Source organism: Sphingomonas sp. C3-2 (assembly GCF_033025475.1).
Classification (GTDB): Bacteria; Pseudomonadota; Alphaproteobacteria; order Sphingomonadales; family Sphingomonadaceae; genus Sphingobium_A.
The window spans coordinates 997,033-1,020,503 of record NZ_CP130322.1; the positions used below are offsets into that span (position 1 = coordinate 997,033).

Consider the following 23,471-nt stretch of genomic DNA (forward strand, 5'->3'; position numbering starts at 1 on the left):
CCACCCCGGCGGCTTTGCGCTGGACAGCCCCTGCCCATATGGCAAGGAAGATCAGTCTTCATGGCTGATCGGCGCACCCTATGCCCAAACATGTTTCCCATCCCGTTCCCCGGCCACCCTCGGCAGGGGTCGCGCGCGAGCTGTTGCTGAAGGTGCGCGAACTGGGGGGTGATGCGGCGGCCACCGCGCACCGTGCCGGAATTGGCGCCGCGGCCGAGGAGATGCTCAAGCCCGCGTGGAACGGCACCGTTTCGCCTGCGCAGTTCACCCGCCTGTACCGCGAATGCGTTGCGATGTTCGAGGCGCATGACAGCCGCCGCCAAGGCTGGCCGCCGATGACCAAGCGCGAAGTCGACATGCTCTGCTATTGCATCATCACCTGCGCCACGCTGGATGAGGCGATCGCGCGGGCGACCGATTTCTGCACGATGCTGGGCGCGCGGGCGGCAGAGCTCTCGGTGCAGATCAACGGCGAACAGGCGGCGTTCCGAATGCGCACCTTCCGCCGCAAGCGCGATGCAGCGGCCTTTCTGTCGGACCTGACCGGGCTATCGAGCTATCACCGGCTGTTCAGCTGGCTGATCGGCGAGGATATCGAGCTGTTGTCGGTCGAGGTCAGCTATCCGGAGCTGATCGAGGAGGAGGTGACCGGGCTGCTGATGCCGCATCCGATCAGCTATGGCCGTGCCGACAATCTGCTGCTGTTTCCCGCGCACTATCTGCACCGGCCGGTGGTGCGTAGTTATGGCGAGTTGATCGACTTTCTGAAGGACTTTCCCTTCGATCTCGAGACCACCCATTCGAAACAGATGCCGCTTTCGGAAAAGGTGCGGATCGCGATCGGTGGCGCCTTGGCGCGGCGCGCACCGCTGCCGACGCTGGAGACGCTGGCGCGCCAGTTTGGCATCAGCGGGGCGACGCTGAAACGGCGATTGGCGCAGGAAGGCACATCGATGCAGTTATTGAAAGAACGCTGCCGCCACGATCTGGCGCGCAAGCTGCTCGCCGATCCCGCGCTGGCCTTCGGCGAGATCGCGCATCGGCTGAGCTTCAGTGACGCGACCACCTTCAGCCGCGCGTTCAAGGGCTGGTCGGGCCAGTCGCCCTCCGCCTATCGCGACGCGATGGCGCCCGCTGAGGCCGGTTAGAAGCTGACGACCGTCCGCAGCGTTTCACCACGTGCCATGAGATCGAAGCCCTCATTGATCCGCTCGATCGGCAACCGGTGCGTGACAAGATCGTCGAGGTTGATCCGCCCTTCGGCATAAAGATCGAGCAGGCCGGGCAATTCGCTGCGCGTCCGCACATTGCCGAGGAAAGAGCCCTTGAGCGTGCGGCCCAGTTGCAGGTCGAACGGCACCACGGGCAGCTTTTCACCATCCCCCGGCACGCCGAGCACGGTACACACGCCCCAGCCAACACGCGCCGCAGCAAAGGCCGTTTCCATCAGCCCGACATGGCCGACGCATTCAAAGGTGAAATCCGCCCCGCCGCCGGTGAGCGCGCGCAGATGATCGAGCAGATCGCCCGCAATAGCAGCGGGATTGACGAAATGGGTGGCGCCGAAGCGCAGCGCGCGCGCTTCGCACGCCGGATTGATATCGACGCCGATGATCGTCGTCGCCCCGGCCAGCCGCGCGCCCTGCACGACGTTCAGCCCGATGCCGCCAAGCCCGAAGACGATGACGCTTGCGCCCGGCTCGACCCGCGCGGTGTGCAGCGCCGCGCCGATCCCTGTCGCCACCGCGCATCCGATGGTGCAGGCAATGTCGAAGGGCACATCTGGCCGGATCTTCGCGACATTATGTTCGGGCATCACGATGAAGTTGGCGAAGGTGCCGTTGTTCGAATAGGCGGCGACCGGGGTGCCATCCTCGAGCGAAAAGCGCGCGGGCGGCGTGGCCATGCCGGCGAAGAATTCGTCGCACAAATTGGTACGGCCCGACCGGCAGCTTCCGCAGGTGCCGCATTCGCCGATCGACAGCGGAACGACATGATCCCCGACGCGCACGCTTTCCACATCCGCGCCGCATTCGACGACCACCCCCGCCCCTTCATGCCCCAATATCACTGGGAAGGGATAAGGCGTCGAGGCCCCGGTCATGTGATGATAATCGGAATGGCACAGCCCGCTGGCCTTGATCTCGACCAGCACCTCACCGGGGCCGGGCGGGCGGAGCCGGACGGTCTCTACGCTGAGCGGCTTGCCGATGCCGTGGCACACGGCGGCGCGGACCGACAGGCTCATGCCACGACGCAATCGAACTGGGCACGCGCCGTATCGAAGCTGCGCCGGGCGACATCCCCGAGCGTCATGGCGCGGACTAGGTCGGACAGGATTTCTACGCCATAAGGGCCCTGATACCCCGCCTCGGTCATCCGGGCGATGAAGAGCGGCACATCAAGTTCCCCCTCCCCGCAGAATTTCCGGTGGCGCATCGTGTCTTCGTAAAGCGTGCCGCGCACTGCCCGATCGGCATCGTTGATCTCGGCACCGAGGATGAAGCGCGCGGGGATCTGCAATATCTCGTCATAATGTGCGCCCGAGCGTGCGACATGCCAGATATCGATGAGCAGACCGCCATTATCGGCATTGGCCTCCATCACCGGCGCAAGCGTCGTCTGCAGATCGGGCCAATCCGAAAAGGGCACCATTTCAAGCGCGACGAGCAGGCCATGGCACGCGGCCTCGCGGCAGAGCTCGCCGAAGCTGTCGACGATCTGTGCGTTGCTCCAGCCACCCTTACCAAAGGGCGGCATCGCCTTGAGGTGCCGCGCGCCGAGTTCGGCGCCGGTTTCGAAAAGCCGCTGACGCACCTTGTTCGAACGGGCGCGCGCCTCGCCCGTCGCAAACCAGTCGGACAGGTTCTCAAGCTCGATATGGCGCAAGCCCGCCTCAACGAGCAGGCGGCGCAGTTCGGCATAGCTGCCGGTTTCGAGCCAGCGGCGGACATCGCCGTGCCACAGGCCGATGCCGGTATAGCCGGCCGCGCCCGCCGCGGCGATCCGGTCTTCAAGCGAAAAGGGGCTGATGTTCTGCGCGGTATCGGCGCGCACATCGCCCGCAATCGTCCAGCATGTCGCAAGCAGTTCAGGCGCAGCCATCAACGTCGTCCAATCCCCAATATCCCTTGAGTTCCGTGATACGCCCCTGATCGTCGAAAGTGCAGGTATCGAGCGAATGGATGCGCGTGACCTGCCCCTCCCAATCGGTTTGGACGATGAAGGCGATCGCGGCAGCATTGCCATGCGACCCGCGGATCGGGGCGACGGGCGTGAGATGCGCCTTCATCGCCACCGCCTGATGAAACCAGTCGACAATTTCCTGCCCACGCTTGGGCGGCGTGCCGACGGGATCCTCGATCACGGCATCGGGCGCGAACAGCGCGATCACCGCCGGAGCATCGCCCTTGTTGATATTGTCGACATAGGCCTGCAGCGCGGCCTTCATCACCATCTGATCGGGCATCAGGCGGCGACCTGCCGTTGGCATTCGGCGCGCGGCAGCGGTGCCAGCCCCAGGATCATGTCGGATGCCTTTTCGGCGACCATGATGACGGGAATGTTGGTGTTGCCGCTCGGGATGGTCGGCATGACGGAGGCGTCGACCACGCGCAGCCCCGCGATACCATGGACACGAAGCTGATCGTCCACGACCGCCATCGGATCAGCCCCCATGCGCGCCGTGCCCACGCTGTGGTAATCGGCCTCTGCCTTGGCGCGGATGAACGCGTCGATATCGGCATCGGCGATCACACCAGCGCCCGGTGCAAGTTCATCGTCGCGGTAAGGATCGAATGCGCGCTGGCCGAACACCTCGCGCGCGATCTGCACCCCGCGACGCATCACATGCCGATCGCGTGGGCTCGACAGATAATTCTGGTCGATGATCGGCGCGGCGGACGGGTCGGCGGATGCCAGACGCAGCGTGCCTGTGCTTTCGGGACGCACGACGTTGATATGCGCGGCAAAACCATGCTCGGGCGTCAGATCCCGGCCGTTATTGCTGTAGAGCGCCATGACGAAATGGAATTTGAGATCGGGATCGGACAAAGCTTGGTCCGACTTGACGAAGGCGATCGCCTCCATGCCCGGATCCGCCAGCGGCCCTTTGCGGAACAGCATATATTGGCCGAGCGCCGCCGCGCCGCGCACCGGGCTGAAATATTTGAACATCGAGATCGGTTGGCGCGACCGGTATTTGACCGAGATCGCCAGATGATCCTGCAGATTCTGGCCCACCCCCGAAAGATCTTGGACGACGGGAATGCCATGTTCGGCCAGATGATCGGCGGGGCCGATGCCCGAGAGCATGAGTAATTGCGGGGAATTGATCGCCCCCGCAGAGAGGATCACTTCCTTATCTGCATGGACCTGATGCTCACGGCCGCCCTTGGCATAGGCGATACCGGTGGCGCGCTTGCCCGCGAACAGCAGGCGGAGCACCTGCGCGTCCGAAATGACGGTGAGGTTCGTGCGACCGAGCACCGGGCGCAGATAGGCAGACGACGTGCTGACACGGCGCCCCCGGCTGACGGTGACGTCGGTGGGACCGAAGCCCTCGCGCACCGCGCCGTTGCTGTCGTCATTATAGGGATAGCCCGCCTGCTGCCCCGCCTCGACAAAGGCGCGCGCCAGCGGATGCTTTACCATCGGGCGGCTGACATGGACCGGGCCATCGCTGCCGTGCCACTCATCAACGCCCGGTTCATAGGTTTCGGCGCAACGGAAATAGGGGAGCACATCGGCATAGGACCAGCCGCGGTTTCCCGATTGCGCCCAGCCGTCATAATCGCTGGCCGTGCCCCGGCAATAGACCATGCCGTTGATCGACGATCCGCCGCCCAGCACGCGCCCGCGCGGCAGGAACAACACGCGGTCATCCAAGTGCCGCTGCGGCGCCGAGGCATAATGCCACTGATGCGCGCCCGACAGCATGATCGGCAGCAACCCGCCCGGCGCGCGGATGAGCGGGCTGCGATCGCGCCCGCCCGCTTCGAGCAACAGCACGCGATTGGCCGGATCGGTCGAGAGCCGGTTGGCGAGCACACAGCCTGCCGATCCGCCCCCGACGATCACATAGTCAAAACGGCTCACGCCACCTCGGCGCGCTGACCGGTGATCCGGTCCACCTCCGCAAGATCCGCCGCGCTCAGCTTCCAGCCGGCGGCCTTGGCGTTGCTTTCCACCTGTTCGACACGGCTGGCGCCCGCGATGACGCTGGCGACGCCGGGCTGGGCCGCAAGCCAGGAAAAGGCGAGTTCGAGCAGGCTGTGTCCACGCTCTGCGGCAAAGGCTTCAAGCTGCGCGGCGACTTCCCACTTTGCCTGATCCTTGTAACCATCGAAAAAGGCGGGCGCGGTAGCGAGGCGCGCATCGGCAGGCGCGGGCTGGCCGGGCTTGTACTTGCCGGTGAGCACGCCATTGGCGAGCGGGAAATAGGGCAACAGGCCAAGCCCCTGCTCGGCGATGACCGGCGCCAGATCCTTTTCGAGATCGCGGGCGAGCAGGCTATATTCGTTCTGCGTCGTGGCGAACGGCGTGATGCCCGCGCTGGCCGCTGCCGCCTGCGCTTCGCGCAGCTGATCGGCCGACAAGTTGGAACAGCCGATCGCGCGCACCTTGCCCTGCGCGATCAGATCCTGAAGCGCGCGCAGCGTTTCATCGATCGGCGTATCGGGATTGGGGAAATGCAGCTGATAAAGATCGATCCAGTCGGTCTTGAGCCGCTTCAGGCTCGCTTCGGCGGCCTGCATCACATAGGCGCGCGCGCCGCGATGATCGGCCTCGATCGGATCCTGCGCGCTGCCGAACTTGGTGGCGACGACGAAATCCTTGCGGCGCCCTTCAAGCGCTTCGCCCAGAAACTCTTCGGACGGGCCATAGCTGATCGCGGTATCGATGAAGTTGATGCCGACCTCGGCTGCCTTGTCGATGATCGCACGCGTGCCGGCTATATCGGCCTTCCAGCCAAAATTATTGCCGCCCAGACCGACGGCCGACACGCGCAGATCCGATTTACCCAGCTGACGCAGTTCCACGACATTCTCTCCCGAAACGATATGTGGGGCGGGCTAGGCGCCCGTCCCCGGATTCAGCGGCGATTTTCCGTGCGAAACGCGCCGAATTGAATTGCATAACGGATCAAAATTGATGGCTGAACAGATCACGCATGCAATGTCGTATCTGGCGGCGGCGGCCATGCGGAGAAACCCCTGTGACATCCCCCGGCTATTCGGCCCGCCCCGCCGGGAGTAGCCTTGCTCCCCGCGGCAAGAGGAGGTCGGCGATGAATGCCAACAAGGCGCTCTGGGAAAAGGGCGATTTCACCCGCCTTGCCGCAACGATGCGCGAAAGCGGCGAGGAAGTGGTCGACTCGCTCGACCTCAAAGCGGGCATGGATGTGCTCGATCTGGGCTGCGGCGATGGGACGACCGCCCTGCCCGCCGCCAAGCGCGGCGCGCGCGTACGCGGTGTCGACATTGCGAGCAATCTGGTGGCCGCGGGCAATGCCCGCGCCCGGGAGGCGGGCCTGTCCAACCTCAGCTTTCACGAAGGCGATGCAGCGGATCTGGGCGCCCTTGCCGACGCGCAATTCGACCTGACGCTCAGCATGTTCGGCGCGATGTTCGCCCCGCGGCCGGACGATGTCGCCCGTGAGATGGTGCGCGTGACGCGGCCGGGTGGACGCATCGTCATGGGCAACTGGATACCGGGCGATCCGACGCTGGTGGCCCAGATTCTCAAGACCAGCGCGGCCTATTCCCCGCCCCCGCCCGAAGGCTTTGTGAGCCCGATGACCTGGGGGAATGAGGAGTTGGTTCGCGACCGCTTTATCGGAGCGGGCATAGCGCCCGACAATATTCGGTGCGAACGCGCAACCTATGTTTTCCGGCACCCCGGCCCGCCATCCTCGTTCGTCGATATCTTCCGCGATTATTACGGCCCCACCATGAATGCCTATGACGCGGCGACCAAGGCGGGGCGGACGGCTGAACTGGATCAGGAGCTTCGCCAGTTGTTCGAAAGCCAAAATCGCGGCGGCCCTGATCGCGCCGAAATTCCGGCGACCTATCTGAAAGTTTCCGTGCGCCGATAAGCGTTCGCCCTTGTCCGTATGTTTACGGATCCGTGTTCGGGATATGCCATGCCAGAATATCTCCATAGCCGGAGATAGCTCATGACCTTGCGCGACATTTTTCTGCAGGCGACCTCCCACCCCGAACCGACGCCCGATTGGGCGATAGACCGCGTGGCCGAGATGGCAGTGCGGCACGGGGCACGGCTGTCACTCGGGATTTGTCAGGTGCAATTGCCGCCCCTGTCCAACTGGCTCGCCAACAAGCTTTTGAGCGTCGACAGCATCATTGCCGCCGAAAACCGCAAGAGCACGGCCAATGTCGAAGCGATCATCAGCCGCTTTACCAAGGCATTGCCGCCCGAATTGCTGGGCGAGATATCGGTGATCGACACCAACGGAATGGCCGGATCGCGCCAGCTGACAATCACCGCCCGGACGCATGACCTGATTATCGTGCCCGTGCACGAACACAGCCGCGCCGAACTGGTGGCAGAGGACCTTATCTTTGAAAGCGGACGCCCGGTCCTGCTGCTGCCCGAGACGCATCCGCCCGTGTTCGACAGCATCGCGATTGCCTGGGATGGCGGCCGCGCGGCCACGCGCGCGCTTGCCGATGCGCTACCACTATGCCGTCAGGCCAGTTCCGTCGCGGTCGTTCAGGTGACCGGCGAGAAGGATCTGTTCGATACCACGCCGGTATCGGCGGCCATCCGGCATCTGGCCGATCACGGGATCGACGCGGTGCCGATCGAAATCACGCTCGACGAAGAGGATGCCGCCAGAACGCTCCAATCCTTTGCGGTTCGCAATGGCCGCGATCTGCTGGTGATGGGCGGCTTTGGCCAGTCGCGGACGCGCGAGTTCATCCTTGGCGGGGTGACCCGTTCGGTGCTGGACAATCCAAAGCTGCCGACCCTCCTCTCGCACTAAAGCTGACGAAGCGCCTGCGCCGGGCGGACGGACATGAGCGGAAGCGATCCGGCAAGACCGATGCCGAGCGTGAGCAATGCCCCGCCCGCGAGCGTAGCCAAAACCGTTCCCCAATCGGGCGCCCAGCCGAACTCGAAGACCTTGACGACGACATACCATGCCGCGGCGCTGCCCAGCGCGAGCGAGACGAACGACAGGAGCGCCGCGAGCAGCCCATATTCGAGCGCCTGGGTTCCGAGCACCTGAAGCCGGGTGGCACCAAGCGTTTTCAGGATAACGCTGTCATAGCTGCGCGCCTGGCGTGAGGCCGCGATCGCACCGATAAGGACCGCAATACCGGCAAGGATGGCGACCGACGCCGCGGCGAGGATCGCGCTCGACATCTGTTCGAGCAGCCCGCCGACCTGCGCGATCACCTCACCCACCGCGATAACCGAAACACCCGGAAAGCCGCCGAGCAAAGCCTGCGTCACCTTTTCATCGCGCCCCTGATCCATGGTGATCGTGGCGGCCAGGCTGTGCGGTGCTGAAGTCAACGTGTTAGGCGAGAAAACGAGCACATAGTTGAAGCCCATCGTGTCCCAATTGACCTTGCGGAGCGAGGCGATCCGCGCCTCTATCTCGCGGCCCAGCACGCTTACCGTCAGCGTATCCCCCACGCCGATATTGAGTATCTTTGCGGCCTCTTCGTCGAGCGAGATGAGCGGCGGACCGGCATAGTCCTCGGGCCACCATGTGCCGGCGACGAGATCGCTCCCTTCGGGAAGTTCAGCGCTGTACGTCACCCCGCGTTCGCCGCGCAAGAACCAGGCGCCGGCGGGCAGTTCCTTCAGTTCGGCCACGCGCTTGCCGGCATAGGCGACGATCGTGCCGCGCAGCGCGGGCACGATGTTCACCTGCGGATCGCGTGTCTCGGCAGCAACCAGATCGCGGAACCGGCTTTCCTCGGTGGACGGAATATCGAGCACGAAAAGGTTGGGTGCGGTCTTGGGAACGGTTCGGCTGATTTCAGCCTGAAGACTTGTCTGGATTGCTGCCATCGCGACGAACAGCGTGAGCGCGAGCCCAAGCGCCACCACCAGCGCCGTCGTTTGCGCGCCGGGCCGGTAGAGGTTTGTGAGCGCCAGCCGCCAAAGCGGCCGACGCGGACGCGGCGCGCGTTGGGCAAGCTGCCGCACGAGCCAGCCGAGCACGAAGAGCAGGAAGAATATCGCGGCCACCGCGCCCAGAACGGCCGCCGAAAAAAATGGCTCATGCGCCGTCAGGATCGCCAGTGCGACCAGCGCGAAGCCGGCCAGACCGACCAGCGTGATGGTGCGACGATCGGAAAACCGGCGCGGATCGACCACTGAGCGGAATATCGCGGCGGCGGGCTGGGTACGCGCCCGCGCGAGCGGCGGCAGCGTGAAGATCAGCGCGATGAGCAAGCCATAAGCCGCGCTGGTGGCGAGCGGCAGCGGATGCAGACGGAACCCCGGGCGTACGGGCAGCATATCGCCGCCAAGCGCGACGATGGCGGGCTGCAGAACGGCCCCCATCACAAGGCCGGAGGCGATGGCGAGCGCGGCAACGCAACCGACCTGAAGCAGATAGATGCGCTCGATATCGGCGGCGGTTGCGCCTAGCACCTTGAAGGTGGCGATGCCGCCACGCTTGAGCGCGAGATAGGAAGAGACGCCATTGCTGACGCCGATCCCCGCAATCACCAGCGCCGCGAGCCCGATCAGCGAGAGGAACTGCCCCATCTGCACGAAAAAGCGGTTGGCGCCCGGCGCCGCGCGGTCACGATCCTTGAGTTCCCAGCCATCGGAAACATGCGTTTTTTCAAGGCTTTTGCGCAGCGCCTGCGCATCCGCGCCGGGGGCAAGGCGAATGCGATATTTGCTGGTGAACAGGCTTCCCGGCTGAATGAGGCCGGTGCGGCGCAATCCGTCGATCGAGACCAGTGCGACCGGCCCGAGCGTGAAGCCCTCCCCCACCCGATCCGGCTCATCGGCGATGATATCGGCGATGGTGAACGACGCGGCGCCGTAACGCACAGGATCGCCGCGCCCGACATTCAGCCGTTCGGCAAGCGCGCGTCCGATCAGGATCTGATCGGGCCGGAGCGACCGTGCATAGGTGGACGCATCGAGTGTCAGCGATCCATATAGCGGATAGGCGGTGTCGACGCCCTTCAACTCGGTGAGCACCGCCTGAGACGTACCTTCGCGCTGCGCCATGGCGCGCATCCGGATCGTCTCGCTCAATGTGCCCAAGCGGCGCAGTTCGGCCTTTTCGTCCGCGTTTGCCTCACGCTGGGTCATCGCCACTTCGATATCGCCGCCCAGGAGCGTCTGGCCGCGCGCGGCGATTTCATCGGTGATTGATGCCGTCAGACTGCCAATGGCAGCAAGCGTCGCCACGCCCAGGAACAGGCAGATGAACAGCAACCGCAGCCCGCGAAAGCCCGCATGAAGATCGCGGCGTGCGATCCGCCAGCTCGTACGCCAGCCAAGCGAACTCATGCGCGGCGCTCGGCTATGATCCGGCCGTCGCGCATCTCGACGATGCGATCGCATTTTTCGGCAAGCGAGGGATCGTGCGTGATGATGACAAGCGTCGCCCCGGTGGCCTCCTGCCGCGAAAAGAGTAGATCGATGATCGCCGAGCCGGTGGCGACATCGAGGTTGCCGGTCGGTTCATCGGCAAAGAGGATGGCGGGATTGGGCGCCATCGCGCGCGCGATCGCCACGCGCTGCTGTTCCCCGCCGGAAAGCTGGGCGGGATAATGCGCGATCCGGTGGCCAAGCCCGACGGCGATCAGTTCCTTTTCGGCGCGCGCAAAGGCATCCGCCTCCCCCGCCAGTTCGAGCGGAACGGCGACGTTTTCGAGCGCAGTCATCGTGCCGAGGAGATGGAAGGACTGAAGCACGATGCCGATGCGGCCGCGCCGCGCGCGCGCCAATGCATCCTCGTCAAGCGCCCCATAATCGACGCCGCCCACCGCGACGTGCCCGCCGCTCGCGCGTTCGAGCCCGGTAAGCACCGCCATGAGCGAGGATTTTCCCGAACCGGACGCGCCGAGGATCGCAAGGCTTTCGCCATAAGGAATTTCCAGATCCACGCCCCGCAATATTTCGACAGGCGCCGTGGGGGACCCAAGCGATAGAGTGACATTGCGCGCCTGGATTGCCATAGCTGCGTGATCAACGGGTGCATGCATGAAGAAAGGTCGCTCCTTGGGAGGCAGATATTTCCACTATGGGACAGCGTTGCTGATTGTCCAACTGCTTGCGGGCTGTTCGCAGGCGGCACCCGAGCAAAATGCCGTGACGAATAGCAGCGCCGCATCGGCGCCTGCGCCAAGCGCCGTCGCGCCCGATGCGAAGCTAATCGTTGCCTTTGGCGACAGCCTGTTCGCGGGCTATAATCTGGAACAGGATCAGGGCTTTGCCCCGGCGCTTGAGCGCGCTTTGAGCGCGCAGGGCATCAAGGCGCGCGTCTTCAACGCCGGCGTTTCGGGCGATACCAGCGCGGCGGGCCTTCAGCGGCTGGGCTTCATGCTCGACGGCCTCGATCGCAAGCCCGATCTCGTCATCGTCGGGCTGGGCGCCAACGACATGCTGCGCGGCCTGAGCCCCGAGGCAACCCGCGCCAATCTCGATGCCATTCTGGATGCACTCGATAAACGCGGTATCCCGGCGATGCTGACCGGCATGCTCGCCGCGCCCAATATGGGGGCGGATTATGCCAGCGCCTTCAACCCGATCTATCCCGATCTCGCGAAGAAGCACGGCGCGAGGCTCTATCCCTTTTTCCTCGACGGCGTGATCGGCGAGCCCAAGCTGCTGCTGCCCGATGGCATCCACCCCAATGACAAGGGCGTGGAACTGATCGTGGAGCGTGTCGTCCCCGCCGTGGTAGCCGATATCGCCAAGTGATGCCGAGCGCGTGGTTCTGGCTCAGCCGCGAAAGTTGAGCTCGATCAGGATGCCGTTGGGATCGCGCACGAAAAGCTGACGGAGACCGAGCGCCTCGACATCGTTGCGCTGCACGGTAAGGCCCGCAGCGGCGATGCGCCGATCCACATCGTTATAATCGACGCAGTCAAAGGCGATGTGGTGGATCCGGCCTGCGCCCGTTACATCCTGCGGCGGACGCGCTTCCCCCAGAAAATCGGTGGCTGAGGTTACCGCGTTCAGGTGGATCGCCGGGCGCCCTTCCGCCGAATAAAGCCAAGCCCCTTCGACCAAAGACACCATGCCCGGCACCGGCTCCACCGTCATGCCCAGCACATCGCGGTAAAAGGCGATTGATGCATCCATGACAACCGTCTGGATATTGGCGTGATTGAGCGCTTGTACCGCCATGGCATCCTCTCCCGCAGCGCATCGAGCGTGCGCCTTGTGGTGGACCTTTCACTAAACACCGTGTCTAGTCAATTGCAATCGGGGCGCGGCATCGGTGCCGCGCCCCTGATGATGTTCCTCAATCGACCCGATCAGTAAGTGGTGTAACCGCCATCGGTTGCATAGACCGCGCCGGTCAGGTTCGATGCCTCGTCCGAAAGCAGGAACAGCATGACCGCCACCTGCTCGGCGGGCGTGGCGTCGCGCTTGCGCGAATCCGCCGCCTGCAAAAGGCTGTCGGTCTTCATCATGCTCATGCTCGGCCCGCCGCCCGATTCCTTGCGCTTGGCCATGATAAGCTGCATCGCCCGCTCCACCATCGGGGTCGCGGTATTGGCCATGTTCACCGAATTGATGCGGATACCGTAATAGGCATAATCGATGGCGGCCGAGCGGGTGAGCCCCGTCACTGCATGCTTGCTGGCAACATAGGCGGGGGTGCCGCCAAAGCCGGTCAGACCGGTGACCGATCCGACATTGACGATCGAGCCACCGGTATTCTGCTTCACCATGTGGCGCAGTTCGGCGCGCAGCGATTTGAACACGCCGGTCGCGTTGGTGCGGATGACATTGTCCCAATATTCGTCGCTGGCTTCGTGCACCTGGTTGAATACGAGATGCTTCTGCTTGGCATAATCGATCGGCGCGCCCGAATAGACGCCGTCCATCACCCCGGCATTGTTGAGTGCATGGTGGAGCCCGCCAAATTTTGTGACAGCAACCTGCACCATCTTGTCGCAGGTTTCGTTCTGGGCGACATCGCCGAATACGAAATCCGCCTTGCCACCTTCGCGCACGATCGCGCCGATGGTTTCGGCGCCCAACTTCTCGATCCAGTCGACACCAACGACATTGGCGCCTTCGCGCGCCAGCCGACGCGCGGCCTGCGCCCCCATGCCGCGTGCACAGCCGGTGACGATCACGGTGCGGCCCTTGAAACGATCCGGAACGAAATAATCGGGGCTGAGCGGGGGAATATCATGGACGCCGATGCCCTTGCGCGCAGGCGCCGCGCCGCCGCCCTGCGCCGCATCAGCCGCCTCGGCATGCGCAACCGACAACAGGCCGGTCGTTGCCGACGCCGAAGCCGCCATAGCGATACCCTTCAACAATTCCCTGCGCTCCATGGCTCGTTCCTTTCCTGTTGGTAGAACCGTCCAGAAAGGGTCAGTACGCGACCCTCACAAACAACATGGTACTCAGCCAGCTATGCTGGGGCCCGGCGATTGCCGCCTTGGCACCATCACCGGGAAAGGTGACCGCGACATGCCCCTGGACATAGATATTGCGCGATACGAACACCTTGCCCGTCAGATTGACCTCCGTGCCGAGATCGCGGGAGGGGAGGAAAGATAGCGCCGGATTGCCGCCAAGGTTGGTCAGGCTGTCGGCACGAAAGATCCAGAATTGCGGTACCAGTTCCAGCTTGGGGCTGGGCCGCGCGCGTAACTGGAACCGATGCGCGATCATGTTGGAATTCTGGAATATCTTGAAATGGTTGATGCCCTGCACCCATTGCTCGCCATTGCCGCCCGAAAGCAGCGGATCCCAGCGTTCGAAGGTTGGCGTGTCTATGTCGTCGCCGGTGAAGCGCGCATAGCGATAGCTGATCGTCGGAGACCATGGCGCCTTGGCAAAGGCATAGCCGGCCTCGGCCGCCATCGCAGAGGCGCGCATCCGGAAATTGGAATTGCGCTGGATGCCATATTCGCCGGAGAAAAACGGCCCGGCGAGCCCGGCGGGATTGGGCTGCCAGCGAAAGCGCGCGTCATAAACACTGAGCCCTTCGCGCGTGAAACTTTGCGTCGGCGTGTAATAGCCGAATGTCGATTTGGGGACGTGCAGATAGGTCAGCCCGATATCCAGCCCGGGGGCGACGCGCGCATCGAAATTGACGCCGTTGATCTTCGTTCGTGAATCCACGACCGGCAGTTCGTCGGGATCGAGGTGAAACACCTCCAGTTGCATATTATTGTAACGAAGCTGCGCTAGCGCGAGCATATCCACCGCCCAGCGCGGATTGCTCTGAAGCGCCGCACGGTCGCCGCCATTGGCCGATGTGTTGATGATGAGAAAGCCATCGCCGATCTTGTAGCGCTGCCGCCCGATCGATGCGTTGAAGACGATGCGGTTACCCTTCCCCGTCGTCGTTCCCGTCACAAATCCGGCATAGGCATCCTCAACCGCTACATGGGCGCGCGTGCGATCGGTAAACAGTTCGCGCCCCGCCGATGCGCTCGCGAGAACGCTCACCCCGCCATAAAGATGGAATGTATCGGTCACCGGTGTGATGCCGTAGATGCCCGCCTGAACGAACCCTTCAACCCATTGTTTATAGCCTTTGCCCGATGGCTTTCCGTCGACCAACGGATTGCCCGCCAGCATCACATCCGGCCGGCCATACCAGGCATCGGCATTGCCGTAATGAATGCCCAGCGCCTCCGCCTTCAATTTGATGTAGGTGCCGTTGGAATCATAGAGCACCGGAAAATCCGCGGCTTTCCCGCCGGGCGCGAGCATTCCGCGCGGCGTCGCAACGGCGCCCACCTCGCCCAGCGTGACCGATACGGTGAGCACGACGCCGCCAGTGGAGCCGAAGGACGTTTCATAATCGAGACTGGCGACATTTGGCGTGCGCCGCGCCTTGGCCAGCACCAGTTCGAAGCTGGCAGGGACAAAGGTGCTTGAGGGGAAAACCCCCAGCGCGCGGCGCACCGCATCCTCCACGCGTGCGTTGCGCTGCGCATCGGGGCCCGGGTTGACAACGGTGATGCGCACCGCCTCGATTCTCGCATTTTCGATCGGATCGACGCTCTGCGCCACGGCGGCATCGATCCAGAGCAGGCCAAGCAGCATAGCCGCGACCGCCCAGCCACATGATCGTCGATTCTGCGTTCGTCTGCGCTGCATGAGAGTCACGAGCGACCTCCGGGCGAAAACCTACGGCCGGGCCACTATCCACCCATAAATATGCTAGTTGAATGCGTAATATTTCCAGCGATGCGCCAGAGGCGGGGTCGCGGCATCGGTTTGAACCGCGGCGCTGATCAGACTGTACAGCCCCTTTTCGAGAAGAGATCATCGCGCCCGAATGCAGCGCCCCGCTTGATTTTGGCGTCCCAATCGGCATAGCGGCTGGCAAACCCATATCCGGAAGGTGAGAAGATGCCGAAGCTGATTGTCGTGACCCGCGACGGAAATGAACATGAGATCGAAGGCGAAGCGGGCCTGTCCGTCATGGAAGTGATCCGCGACGCCGGCTTCGACGAACTGCTCGCGCTGTGCGGTGGCTGCTGCTCATGCGCTACCTGCCATATCCATGTCGCGCCCGAATTCGCCGACAAGGTCGCACCGATGAGCGAAGACGAGAACGACCTGCTCGACAGCTCGGATCATCGCAACGAATTCTCGCGCCTGTCGTGCCAGGTTCCGTTCGACGACAGCATGGACGGTCTGCGCGTGATGATCGCTCAGGAAGACTGAGCCTCAACCACTGCCTGTTCAGGCATTAAAAAAGGCGGGGCCCATGGGCTCCGCCTTTTTTGTATTCGCGGTCTGGTCAGCGCTCAGCGAAAGCGGAGCACCGCCATCGGCGCCGATTTGCTGAGCGGCGTCGCCGTCCAGCGGATCACGCGCCGCGCGCCGTTCTCGGTGGCGCCATCCTCATTATTCTGGCTGACGATCTCGGCATCGGTATCGAGCGTGAAGCTGCCGTCCAGCTGGCTTGCCGCCTCACTGCGGCCGGGAACAGCATCATCGCTCGATTCTTTGCCGAACGCGGGCGCCTTCACCCGAACCGTGTTGTTGTTGCGCACTTCGATCGCGATGAAGGGGAAGATGATCTCGGCATCGATATTATACGGATAGACGAAGCTGCGATCGAGCCGCCCGCTAATCGCATAGTCGATCAGGAACTTGCCCTGGCCGACATATTCGACCGAGCGATACCCCTGCTCGCGCGAAAGCGCCTCGGCCATTGCGCGATATTTGCGCTCATCGTCTTCGCTCTCCGCAGGTGCGGCGGGTTGCTTGTCCACGTTCTTGGCGTGATCAGCAGCCCAGGCGATGGGTGTTTCCACCGCCGCGCCCTGTTCACCGTCACCATCCGCCCCGTCTTCATCGGCGCCTTCGGTCATACCCTGCTTCAGATCCTTGCCCGGATCCATCGCGATCACCTCGCCCTTATAGGCAAAGTCGAAGCTGCGGTCGGCGTTGATCCGCAGCGTCGAGGCGAACTTTCCAGGGGTCAGCAGGCACCCCGTCAGCAGCAACGGGGCGGCCAGGGCCAGAAGCGCGCGCGCGCCGAACATCAGCATATGGGCCTCCTTCCCTTTAGCGGGCCGCTGCCGCGTACAGCGCAATGGCCGCGGCATTGGACACGTTGAGGCTCTCCACCTGACCGCTGATCGGCAGCTTGGCGAGTTCGTCGCAATGCGCCTCGGTATTCTGGCGCATGCCCTCGCCCTCGGCGCCCAGCACCAGCGCAACGCGCGCGGTGCCCATCACATCAGCAAGCGTCCGGTCGGCCGCCCCCGTCATTCCGATACGCCAGAACCCCGCTTCGGCGATTTCATCAAGCGCGCGCGCTAGGTTGACGACGCGGACCCAGGGAACAACTTCGAGCGCGCCCGAAGCCGCACGCGCAATCACGCCGGATTCAGGCGGCGCGTGCCGATCCTGCGTCACCAGCCCCAAGGCGTTGAACGCCGCCGCCGACCGCAGCACTGCACCCACATTATGCGGATCGGTGACCTGATCGAGCACGATCAGCGGCCGGTTGTCGTCACGCCCCTGATCCAAGAGGTCGCCCAGCCAGATATTGTCGAGCGGATCGACCTCGGCGACGATGCCCTGGTGCGGCGCATCGGACGGCACCAGCCGGCCAAGATCAGCGGGATCGCAAAAAGTCACCGGGATCGACGTCGGAATGTCGATGCGGGAGAGCGTTTCGCGCGTGCCCCAGATCTTGCGGACGGTGCGCTCCGGATTGTCGAGCGCGGCGAAAACGGCATGGCGGCCCCAGAAACGGGGTTTGCCAGCGGCGGATTGCGAGGGGCGATGGCCTTTTTTCATGATGTCGCTGCTTTCCCACCCCCTGCCCCGCGCGGCAAGTGCGCAAACGCCCTAATTCACCCGCCTCCCCCCATGGATTGACGCTTTTTTGCGGGTTTCACGAAAAAATTTTCATTTTAGGCACCTATCGGCGCTCTCCCCCGTTGACAGCCCCGTCGCCATTCGCCATTGGGGCGCCTCCTGATAACAGGCACCCTGGACAGGTGGCCGAGTGGTTAAAGGCAGCAGACTGTAAATCTGCCCGCGTGAGCGTACGCTGGTTCGAATCCAGCCCTGTCCACCATCTCCCTCGATGAGGTTGAGATACGCAGAAATCCTTAGATTTCCTCTGATGTTGCTACACAAAGGGAATGTCTGAGGTGTTCAAACTCTCCCGCCGAAATGCGTCCGCGAAATGACAAGCCCGTAAGCGCTGCGCGAGCGGACGGGCTGCTGCCGAAACCGATCTCACCGGGAGACGCAAGCGCAACCTGTCCCGGACTACGGGGCATCCGGAGCTGGCTGATGGCGGCAGGATCGCTACGGAATGCGGGTCTCGAAATCACGACCTGAACTTGCATCCAAATGCGTCGTTGAATCGTGTCGCCAAAGTGAATTTGAGAGAGCCGTGTTCTGACGACGAACACGGACCCTAACCTGAAAAAGATGCTTCAAAACGCGTTAATACAATAGGATAGGGAACAGGACTTCAGCTCCCTCAATGTTGAAAAACTCCCCGGTCGGTTTTGCTTCTGCCGAGCACAGAGTGAAAACATCACCCTGGCTTTCAATGGAAAGAGCAACACCAAGACGACGTAGTCTCAAAGGGTGTGTGGCACCTGTGTCAGGCGTAAGAATCAGATCATCTGCGTTTTGAATGACACTGCCATCGATTTTACAAAAAACCCGTTTGCTGTCTTTGTCCCTACCCATGCTAACAAGCCTTGCTCGAACGGGAGTGTCAGATGTTTTTTCAGCGAGATCTATGAGGATTTCCGTAAATCCGTTGCTCCACCCTCCTCTTATCCGGAGAGGGGCTTTCGCCTGAATATCTGAAATAAAACCAATCCGCTGATGGCTCCACTCCCCGCGTATTTTATCGGCTTTTGCCGGGGTTATACTTTTATCCGCCAGCAAAGCAGACAGTTGCTCTTCCAAATGCTGCCGTTTCTCAATCCATAATTTCTGGTTGTTTTCAAGAACCTGCCACGAAACCACATCAAGCCTTGCCTTGGCTTGATCCAATGCAGCCTCATAACTCTGCAGCCGTTCTGCTTGATCACCCTCACCATTGGCAAGAGCCGGCGTCGCGAGAAGCAAAGCTGTCGCCAAAATCCCGCTTCTGAATATGCACTTCATCGGTACGCCCCTACTTCCTCTAGCTCCCGGAAGAGCTTCAGCGCCGTAAAAACTTTGCGGCCACAAACGATTACGCCTTAGCGACACCGCGCGTAAACACGGTCATCGCCTCGCAAATGATCGCGGTTCTAACTTCCGCCGCAGGGGCGGGAAGTGTCATCAGGAAGCGCGAGCCGAAGGTGACGAGCACATAGAATAAGCGCACAAAAATCTCTGTGGGCTCGCGTTTTCCATAGTGCCTGCACAACTGCGTCAGCGCATGCTTCGCATTGCCAAGCTGCGTATCGTAAAAGGCGCAGGCAAGTTGTGGGAAGATCGATGCTTCCTCCACCAACATGCGCTGAAGAGCCAGCATTTCAGGCCTGACATGCGCTTCCAGCATCGCATGCATGAGAGCCTTGAGGTCTTGCTCAAAGGCTTCGCCTGAAGGTGTATGATCGCGCCAAGCCACCTGCTGCAACGCGATGATCGCATCGGACGCGAGATAGGAAAACACGCCCTCCTTGTTGACGAACTGGCGGTAGACGGTCGCCTTGCTGACCCCGGCCGAAGCTGCAGCCCTACCCATATTGGCGCGCGGATAGCCATTGGTCAGAAACTCGTTCCACAATGCCTCGCGCAGCGCAGTGAACCGCTCGGCTGGCATCCGCATTGTCGGCAACGGCATGATTTCGTCGGGCAAATCGACGGCCACCGGCAGCCGAAGCTCGGGCGCGATACTATCCTGTCCGAGCGCCTTTTGCGCACTTTCCCAACCGTTGAAAAACAAATGGACCACCGCATGGGCATATTGCCTGCGTGCTGGCGCGGATGGAGGTGAAGAGCCGAACAGGAACCGGGCGCCTTCCACCGCAAGGCTGCCGAACCGAAGCGCCATTTTCGCAGCATCGGGCGCATCGATTATCCCAGCGGCGCCAAGCTGTTCGAAGCAGGCGCCATAGCCCGCCCAGGCGGTTGTACGCCGTTGATGCATTTCAGAGATGAGATCGGGAAAGTGACGCGTGGCTGCAATGCTGGTGCGGAAGAAGCTGCGATTACGATCAGCGACGAAGATGTCGAGCAGTTGCAGGGCCAGTTGCTCAAGCATCGGCTCAGCATTCGCCCCGCCGTCAAGCGCGATCGGCGCGACCTCGATTTCCGGAAAGGTGCGCAGCGCCACTGCGGCGAAGAGATCGCTCTTGCTGGGCCAATCACGGTAGATCTCGCGCTTGCTCACGCGTGCGTCGGCAGCGATGGCATCGACGCTGGAACGCTCGAACCCGTCGACGAGAAAGCGTTGTTCGGCCGCATCAAGAATGCGGTTGCGCCGCATTTCCTCACTCATCGACAATCCTCTCACATCGCTTGCAAATTCCGCCCAGGCACCGGTTCGGCGGCGTGCAGCCTTCGCATATGCCCGCTCCCCGAAGCAAAGTCTCCCCCTTGACTGGTACGAAACCAATCCGTACCGAACGAGTCAACGGCAGATAGCCGATTCAGAAAAAGGGGAGAGACGCGGGTGAAATCCATTTCCAGACTATTGGCATCCGCGAGCCTGTTGGCCGCGCTGGGACACCCGGTTGCGCGCGCGCAGGTGATGGAGCAGGTCAGCAGCGCAGACGCCCGCATCGCAGTTTCCGGCAGCAAGGAAAACTGGGTCAAGGCGCCGGTCGCGCCGAAGGGGGCGCCCAACGTCGTCGTCATCCTGCTCGACGATGTCGGCTTTGCCGCTGGCAGCACCTTTGGCGGCGCGGTGCCGACACCGGGGATGGACCGGGTGGCGGCTGACGGGCTGCGCTACAACAACTTCCACGTCACCGCGCTCTGCTCACCCACCCGCGCCGCGCTTTTGACGGGACGCAATGATCACCGTGTCGGCTTTGGCACCGTCACCGAATCGTCGAGCCCCTACCCCGGCTATGACGGCGTCCTGCGCGATAATGCCGCGACCTTCGCGCGCGTGCTCAAGGGCAATGGCTACAGCACCGCCGCGATCGGCAAATGGCACAACACCCCCTATTTCGAGGTGAACCCAGCGGGGCCCTTCGATCGCTGGCCGACCGGTGTGGGCTTTGATTATTTCTACGGCTTCATGGCAGGCGCCATGGACCATTTCAGCCCCTATCTCTTCCGTAACACCACTGCGGTAGAGCAACCGCGCTCTGCCGAGCAGGGCTTTAATCTCGCCGCGGACCTCACCGATGATGCGATCCGCTGGGTCGATACGCACAATGCGCTGTCGCCGGAAAAACCCTATCTCCTCTATTATGCGACCGGCGCCACGCATGAGCCGCATCAGCCGCCGCGCGATTGGATCGCACGTTTCAAGGGCAGGTTCGACCAGGGCTGGGACAAGTTCCGTAGCGAAACCTTCGCGCGCCAGAAGAAACTGGGTTTCATTCCCGCCCATGCCAAGCTGACGCCGCGCCCTGCCGAGCTCCCAGCCTGGGACACGCTCTCGGCCGATCAAAAGCGCGTCTATGCGCGCCAGATGGAAGTGTTCGCGGCCTTCCTCGCCTATACCGATCATGAGGTCGATCGTTTGCTGCGCCATGTGCGGGCACAGCCCGGCGGCGACAACACGCTGGTCGTCTATGTCGTCAGCGATAACGGTGCGAGCGCCGAAGGCGGGCCTGACGGCCGCGACATTTCCGGGGCCGATGGCCGTGCGGCGCCGATCGCGGAGCGTGTCGCGCGCCTCGACGAACTGGGACAGCCGCAGCATCCCGCGCAATATTCGGCGGGTTGGGCCTGGGCCACATCCTCGCCTTTCCAATGGACAAAGCAAGTCGCCTCGCATCTCGGCGGGGCGACGAGCCCGCTCATCATCAGTTGGCCCGAACGGATCAAGGACAAGGGTGGCCTGCGGGAACAATTCACGCATGTGAACAGTATTGCGGCGACCTTGTACGAGGTGATCGGCATCACGCCGCCCACAGAAGTGAACGGCGTGAAGCAATTGCCGCTCGACGGCGTCAGCTTCGCCTATAGCTTCACCCAGCCCAAGGCCCCCTCGCGCCACGGTGTCCAGATCTTCGAGCAGATGGGCAATCGGGCGATCTACAAGGATGGCTGGTGGGCAGGCGCGCTGCATTCGGTGCCATGGAATTATCAGCGCAGCGAGGATTTCTCGGCCGACCGATGGGAATTGTACAACCTCTCCAAGGATTACAGCCAGGCGACCGATCTTGCCATGAAACACCCCGAAAAGCTGCGCGAGATGCAGGCGCTTTTCGATCGCGAGGCCAAGGCGAACAACGTCTATCCGCTCAACAATTCATTCGGGAAAAATGGCTTTGGCGGCGAACAGCCCCGTCTGCTCGATGGCAGGAAGGATTTCGTTTTCCGTCCCGGCTTCCCCGGCATGCCAGCCGCGCAAGCCCCCGATTTCAGCCTGTCGCACCGCATTGCGGCGCGGATCATGGTTGAGGATCGCTCCCCCGAAGGCGTGCTCCTTGCCAATGGTGGCAATCAGGGCGGCTTCCTCCTCTACGTGCAGGATGGCCATGTCGTGTTTGAAAACAATTATCGCGGCGGCGCGCACCGCCAGAAGCTGATTTCGACCCGCGCGCTTCCCAAGGGCATGGTGGACGTCGTCTATGAATATGACGCCGATCCCAAGGCGCGTGAACAGGGCGAAGCACGTATCCTGATCAATGGCGAACTCGCCGGAAATGCGCGGATCACCCATTTCTCGCCGCCGACCTTCACCAGCGAATATGACACGCTGACGATCGGCCGCGCGCCGAACGCAAAAATTGGCGAAACCATTGCCGGACCTTCGGAATTTAGCGGGACGCTGGAATCCGTTCGGGTCTCGCTGAAATAAGGAGCCTTTGGGATGTCTGATTTCATCGATAAGGTCGTTCTCGTTACCGGCGCATCGACCGGTATTGGCCGCCGCGCTGCCCTTGATTTCGCGCGCGCCGGCGCCCGGGTTGCGGTGGCGGATATCGCCGCTGATGCTGGGGAGGAACTCACCCATGAAATTGCAAAGGCCGGCGGCCAGGCGATTTTCGTGCGCACCGATGTGTCGCAGCCCGACGAGGTTGCCCGGCTGGTCGAACAGACCGTTGCTCATTTCGGTCGTCTGGACTGCGCGTTCAACAATGCCGGCGTCGCGCCGCGCGGTGCGGCGGTGGCGGAGATGACCGAAGAGGATTGGGATCGTACGATCGCGATCAACCTGAAGGGCGTCTGGGCCTGCCTGAAATATGAATGCGCGCAGATGCTCGCGCAGGGCACGGGTGGCGCGATCGTCAACACATCGTCGATCATGGGCGTGGTCAGCGGCCCCGGCCTTGCGGCCTATTCCGCATCCAAATTCGGCGTGGTCGGCCTCACCAAGGCGGTGGCGCTCGATTATGCGCGCAGCGGAATCCGGGTAAACGCCATCTGTCCCGGAGGGATCGGCAACACCGCGATCACCAGCGCGCCCGAAAACCATCAGGATATGGATCAGCTCGCGCAGATGACCCCGGCCGGCCATCTGGGCGAACCGCGCGACATTGCCGAAGCGGCTTTGTGGCTGTGTTCGCCGCGCTCAGGCTTCATCACGGGCCAGGCGCTGTCGGTCGATGGCGGTTTTACCAGTTGGTAGGGTGAGCGGTTGAGGGCCCTGAGCCCTCACCGCCGCCAGAATTTTCATTTCGTCACGCCCGGCGCGCGTCCGGGGAGGG

The 23,471-nt window shown here is 62.7% G+C and carries 21 protein-coding genes and 1 tRNA gene; 8 read left to right on the forward strand and 14 right to left on the reverse strand.

Features of this window, described 5'->3' with window-relative positions; genetic code table 11:
• The first annotated feature begins 80 nt into the window (after window positions 1-80).
• Entirely contained in the window at window positions 81-1,148 is a 1,068-nt protein-coding gene (locus QYC26_RS04780) for an AraC family transcriptional regulator (protein ID WP_317514254.1), read from the forward strand.
• Here the strand turns inward: QYC26_RS04780 and QYC26_RS04785 are convergent.
• The 5 genes from QYC26_RS04785 to QYC26_RS04805 are packed head-to-tail and all read right to left on the reverse strand — an operon-like array spanning window position 1,145 to window position 6,041.
• Window positions 1,145-2,242 carry an alcohol dehydrogenase catalytic domain-containing protein gene (locus QYC26_RS04785; RefSeq protein ID WP_411197644.1) on the reverse strand — a complete coding sequence of 366 codons (1,098 nt, stop codon included), beginning with the start codon at window positions 2,240-2,242 and terminating at the stop codon, window positions 1,145-1,147. The genes QYC26_RS04780 and QYC26_RS04785 overlap by 4 nt on opposite strands.
• Before the next feature lie 2 nt (window positions 2,243-2,244).
• A complete protein-coding gene (locus tag QYC26_RS04790) occupies window positions 2,245-3,105 on the reverse strand; it encodes a sugar phosphate isomerase/epimerase (RefSeq protein WP_317514256.1) in 861 nt (286 codons plus the stop codon).
• Window positions 3,092-3,469 (reverse strand): nuclear transport factor 2 family protein, encoded by a 378-nt coding sequence (locus QYC26_RS04795; RefSeq protein WP_317514257.1) that lies wholly within the window; start codon window positions 3,467-3,469, stop codon window positions 3,092-3,094. Before QYC26_RS04795 ends, QYC26_RS04790 begins: the two co-directional genes overlap by 14 nt.
• Window positions 3,469-5,097 (reverse strand): choline dehydrogenase, encoded by a 1,629-nt coding sequence (locus QYC26_RS04800; protein ID WP_317514258.1) that lies wholly within the window; start codon window positions 5,095-5,097, stop codon window positions 3,469-3,471. Before QYC26_RS04800 ends, QYC26_RS04795 begins: the two co-directional genes overlap by 1 nt.
• On the reverse strand, window positions 5,094-6,041 hold the full coding sequence (locus QYC26_RS04805) for an aldo/keto reductase (RefSeq protein ID WP_317514259.1): 948 nt from the start codon (window positions 6,039-6,041) through the stop codon (window positions 5,094-5,096). The genes QYC26_RS04800 and QYC26_RS04805 overlap by 4 nt, the downstream gene beginning before the upstream one ends.
• A gap of 248 nt (window positions 6,042-6,289) precedes the next feature.
• On the opposite strand from QYC26_RS04805, the gene QYC26_RS04810 reads away from it, so the two are divergent.
• Window positions 6,290-7,099, forward strand: a complete 810-nt coding sequence (locus QYC26_RS04810; protein WP_317514260.1) for a class I SAM-dependent methyltransferase — start codon at window positions 6,290-6,292, stop codon at window positions 7,097-7,099.
• An 81-nt stretch (window positions 7,100-7,180) separates the two neighbouring features.
• Window positions 7,181-8,011 (forward strand): universal stress protein, encoded by an 831-nt coding sequence (locus QYC26_RS04815; RefSeq protein WP_317514261.1) that lies wholly within the window; start codon window positions 7,181-7,183, stop codon window positions 8,009-8,011.
• Here the strand turns inward: QYC26_RS04815 and QYC26_RS04820 are convergent.
• On the reverse strand, window positions 8,008-10,518 hold the full coding sequence (locus QYC26_RS04820) for an ABC transporter permease (RefSeq protein WP_317514262.1): 2,511 nt from the start codon (window positions 10,516-10,518) through the stop codon (window positions 8,008-8,010). The two genes, QYC26_RS04815 and QYC26_RS04820, sit on opposite strands and share 4 nt — an antisense overlap.
• Window positions 10,515-11,216 carry an ABC transporter ATP-binding protein gene (locus QYC26_RS04825; protein WP_317514263.1) on the reverse strand — a complete coding sequence of 234 codons (702 nt, stop codon included), beginning with the start codon at window positions 11,214-11,216 and terminating at the stop codon, window positions 10,515-10,517. Before QYC26_RS04825 ends, QYC26_RS04820 begins: the two co-directional genes overlap by 4 nt.
• On the opposite strand from QYC26_RS04825, the gene QYC26_RS04830 reads away from it, so the two are divergent.
• Window positions 11,215-11,934, forward strand: a complete 720-nt coding sequence (locus QYC26_RS04830) for an arylesterase (RefSeq protein ID WP_317514264.1) — start codon at window positions 11,215-11,217, stop codon at window positions 11,932-11,934. The two genes, QYC26_RS04825 and QYC26_RS04830, sit on opposite strands and share 2 nt — an antisense overlap.
• A 21-nt stretch (window positions 11,935-11,955) precedes the next feature.
• On the opposite strand, the gene QYC26_RS04835 is transcribed toward QYC26_RS04830, so the two are convergent.
• From QYC26_RS04835 to QYC26_RS04845, 3 genes are all read right to left on the reverse strand, one after another.
• Entirely contained in the window at window positions 11,956-12,363 is a 408-nt protein-coding gene (locus QYC26_RS04835) for a VOC family protein (protein ID WP_317514265.1), read from the reverse strand.
• A 131-nt stretch (window positions 12,364-12,494) separates the two neighbouring features.
• Window positions 12,495-13,529 carry an SDR family oxidoreductase gene (locus tag QYC26_RS04840; RefSeq protein WP_317514266.1) on the reverse strand — a complete coding sequence of 345 codons (1,035 nt, stop codon included), beginning with the start codon at window positions 13,527-13,529 and terminating at the stop codon, window positions 12,495-12,497.
• Between the two features lie 40 nt (window positions 13,530-13,569).
• Window positions 13,570-15,258, reverse strand: a complete 1,689-nt coding sequence (locus tag QYC26_RS04845) for an alginate export family protein (protein WP_317514267.1) — start codon at window positions 15,256-15,258, stop codon at window positions 13,570-13,572.
• Between the two features lie 309 nt (window positions 15,259-15,567).
• Between QYC26_RS04845 and QYC26_RS04850 the strand changes: the two genes are divergently transcribed.
• Entirely contained in the window at window positions 15,568-15,885 is a 318-nt protein-coding gene (locus QYC26_RS04850; RefSeq protein WP_317514268.1) for a 2Fe-2S iron-sulfur cluster-binding protein, read from the forward strand.
• 83 nt (window positions 15,886-15,968) lie between these two features.
• Here QYC26_RS04850 and QYC26_RS04855 read toward each other — a convergent pair whose 3' ends face one another.
• Both QYC26_RS04855 and rlmB read right to left on the reverse strand, forming a co-directional pair.
• A complete protein-coding gene (locus tag QYC26_RS04855; protein ID WP_317514269.1) occupies window positions 15,969-16,718 on the reverse strand; it encodes a hypothetical protein in 750 nt (249 codons plus the stop codon).
• A 16-nt stretch (window positions 16,719-16,734) separates the two neighbouring features.
• Window positions 16,735-17,475, reverse strand: coding sequence for a 23S rRNA (guanosine(2251)-2'-O)-methyltransferase RlmB (gene rlmB / locus QYC26_RS04860; protein WP_317514270.1), 741 nt, complete (start codon window positions 17,473-17,475; stop codon window positions 16,735-16,737).
• A gap of 197 nt (window positions 17,476-17,672) precedes the next feature.
• Between rlmB and QYC26_RS04865 the strand changes: the two genes are divergently transcribed.
• A tRNA-Tyr gene (locus tag QYC26_RS04865) sits at window positions 17,673-17,758 on the forward strand.
• Between the two features lie 377 nt (window positions 17,759-18,135).
• Here the strand turns inward: QYC26_RS04865 and QYC26_RS04870 are convergent.
• Together QYC26_RS04870 and QYC26_RS04875 are read right to left on the reverse strand one after the other, a co-directional pair.
• Window positions 18,136-18,813, reverse strand: a complete 678-nt coding sequence (locus QYC26_RS04870; protein WP_317514271.1) for a hypothetical protein — start codon at window positions 18,811-18,813, stop codon at window positions 18,136-18,138.
• Window positions 18,814-18,883: 70 nt separating this feature from the next.
• A complete protein-coding gene (locus QYC26_RS04875) occupies window positions 18,884-20,125 on the reverse strand; it encodes a TetR/AcrR family transcriptional regulator (protein WP_317514272.1) in 1,242 nt (413 codons plus the stop codon).
• Between the two features lie 186 nt (window positions 20,126-20,311).
• Here QYC26_RS04875 and QYC26_RS04880 point away from each other — a divergent pair, with 186 nt between their 5' ends.
• Together QYC26_RS04880 and QYC26_RS04885 are read left to right on the forward strand one after the other, a co-directional pair.
• Complete coding sequence (locus QYC26_RS04880; RefSeq protein ID WP_317514273.1) at window positions 20,312-22,621, forward strand: arylsulfatase; 2,310 nt, start codon at window positions 20,312-20,314, stop codon at window positions 22,619-22,621.
• Window positions 22,622-22,633: 12 nt separating this feature from the next.
• Window positions 22,634-23,392: a glucose 1-dehydrogenase gene (locus QYC26_RS04885; protein ID WP_317514274.1), complete on the forward strand. Its 759-nt coding sequence runs from the start codon at window positions 22,634-22,636 to the stop codon at window positions 23,390-23,392.
• Window positions 23,393-23,471: the final 79 nt, after the last annotated feature.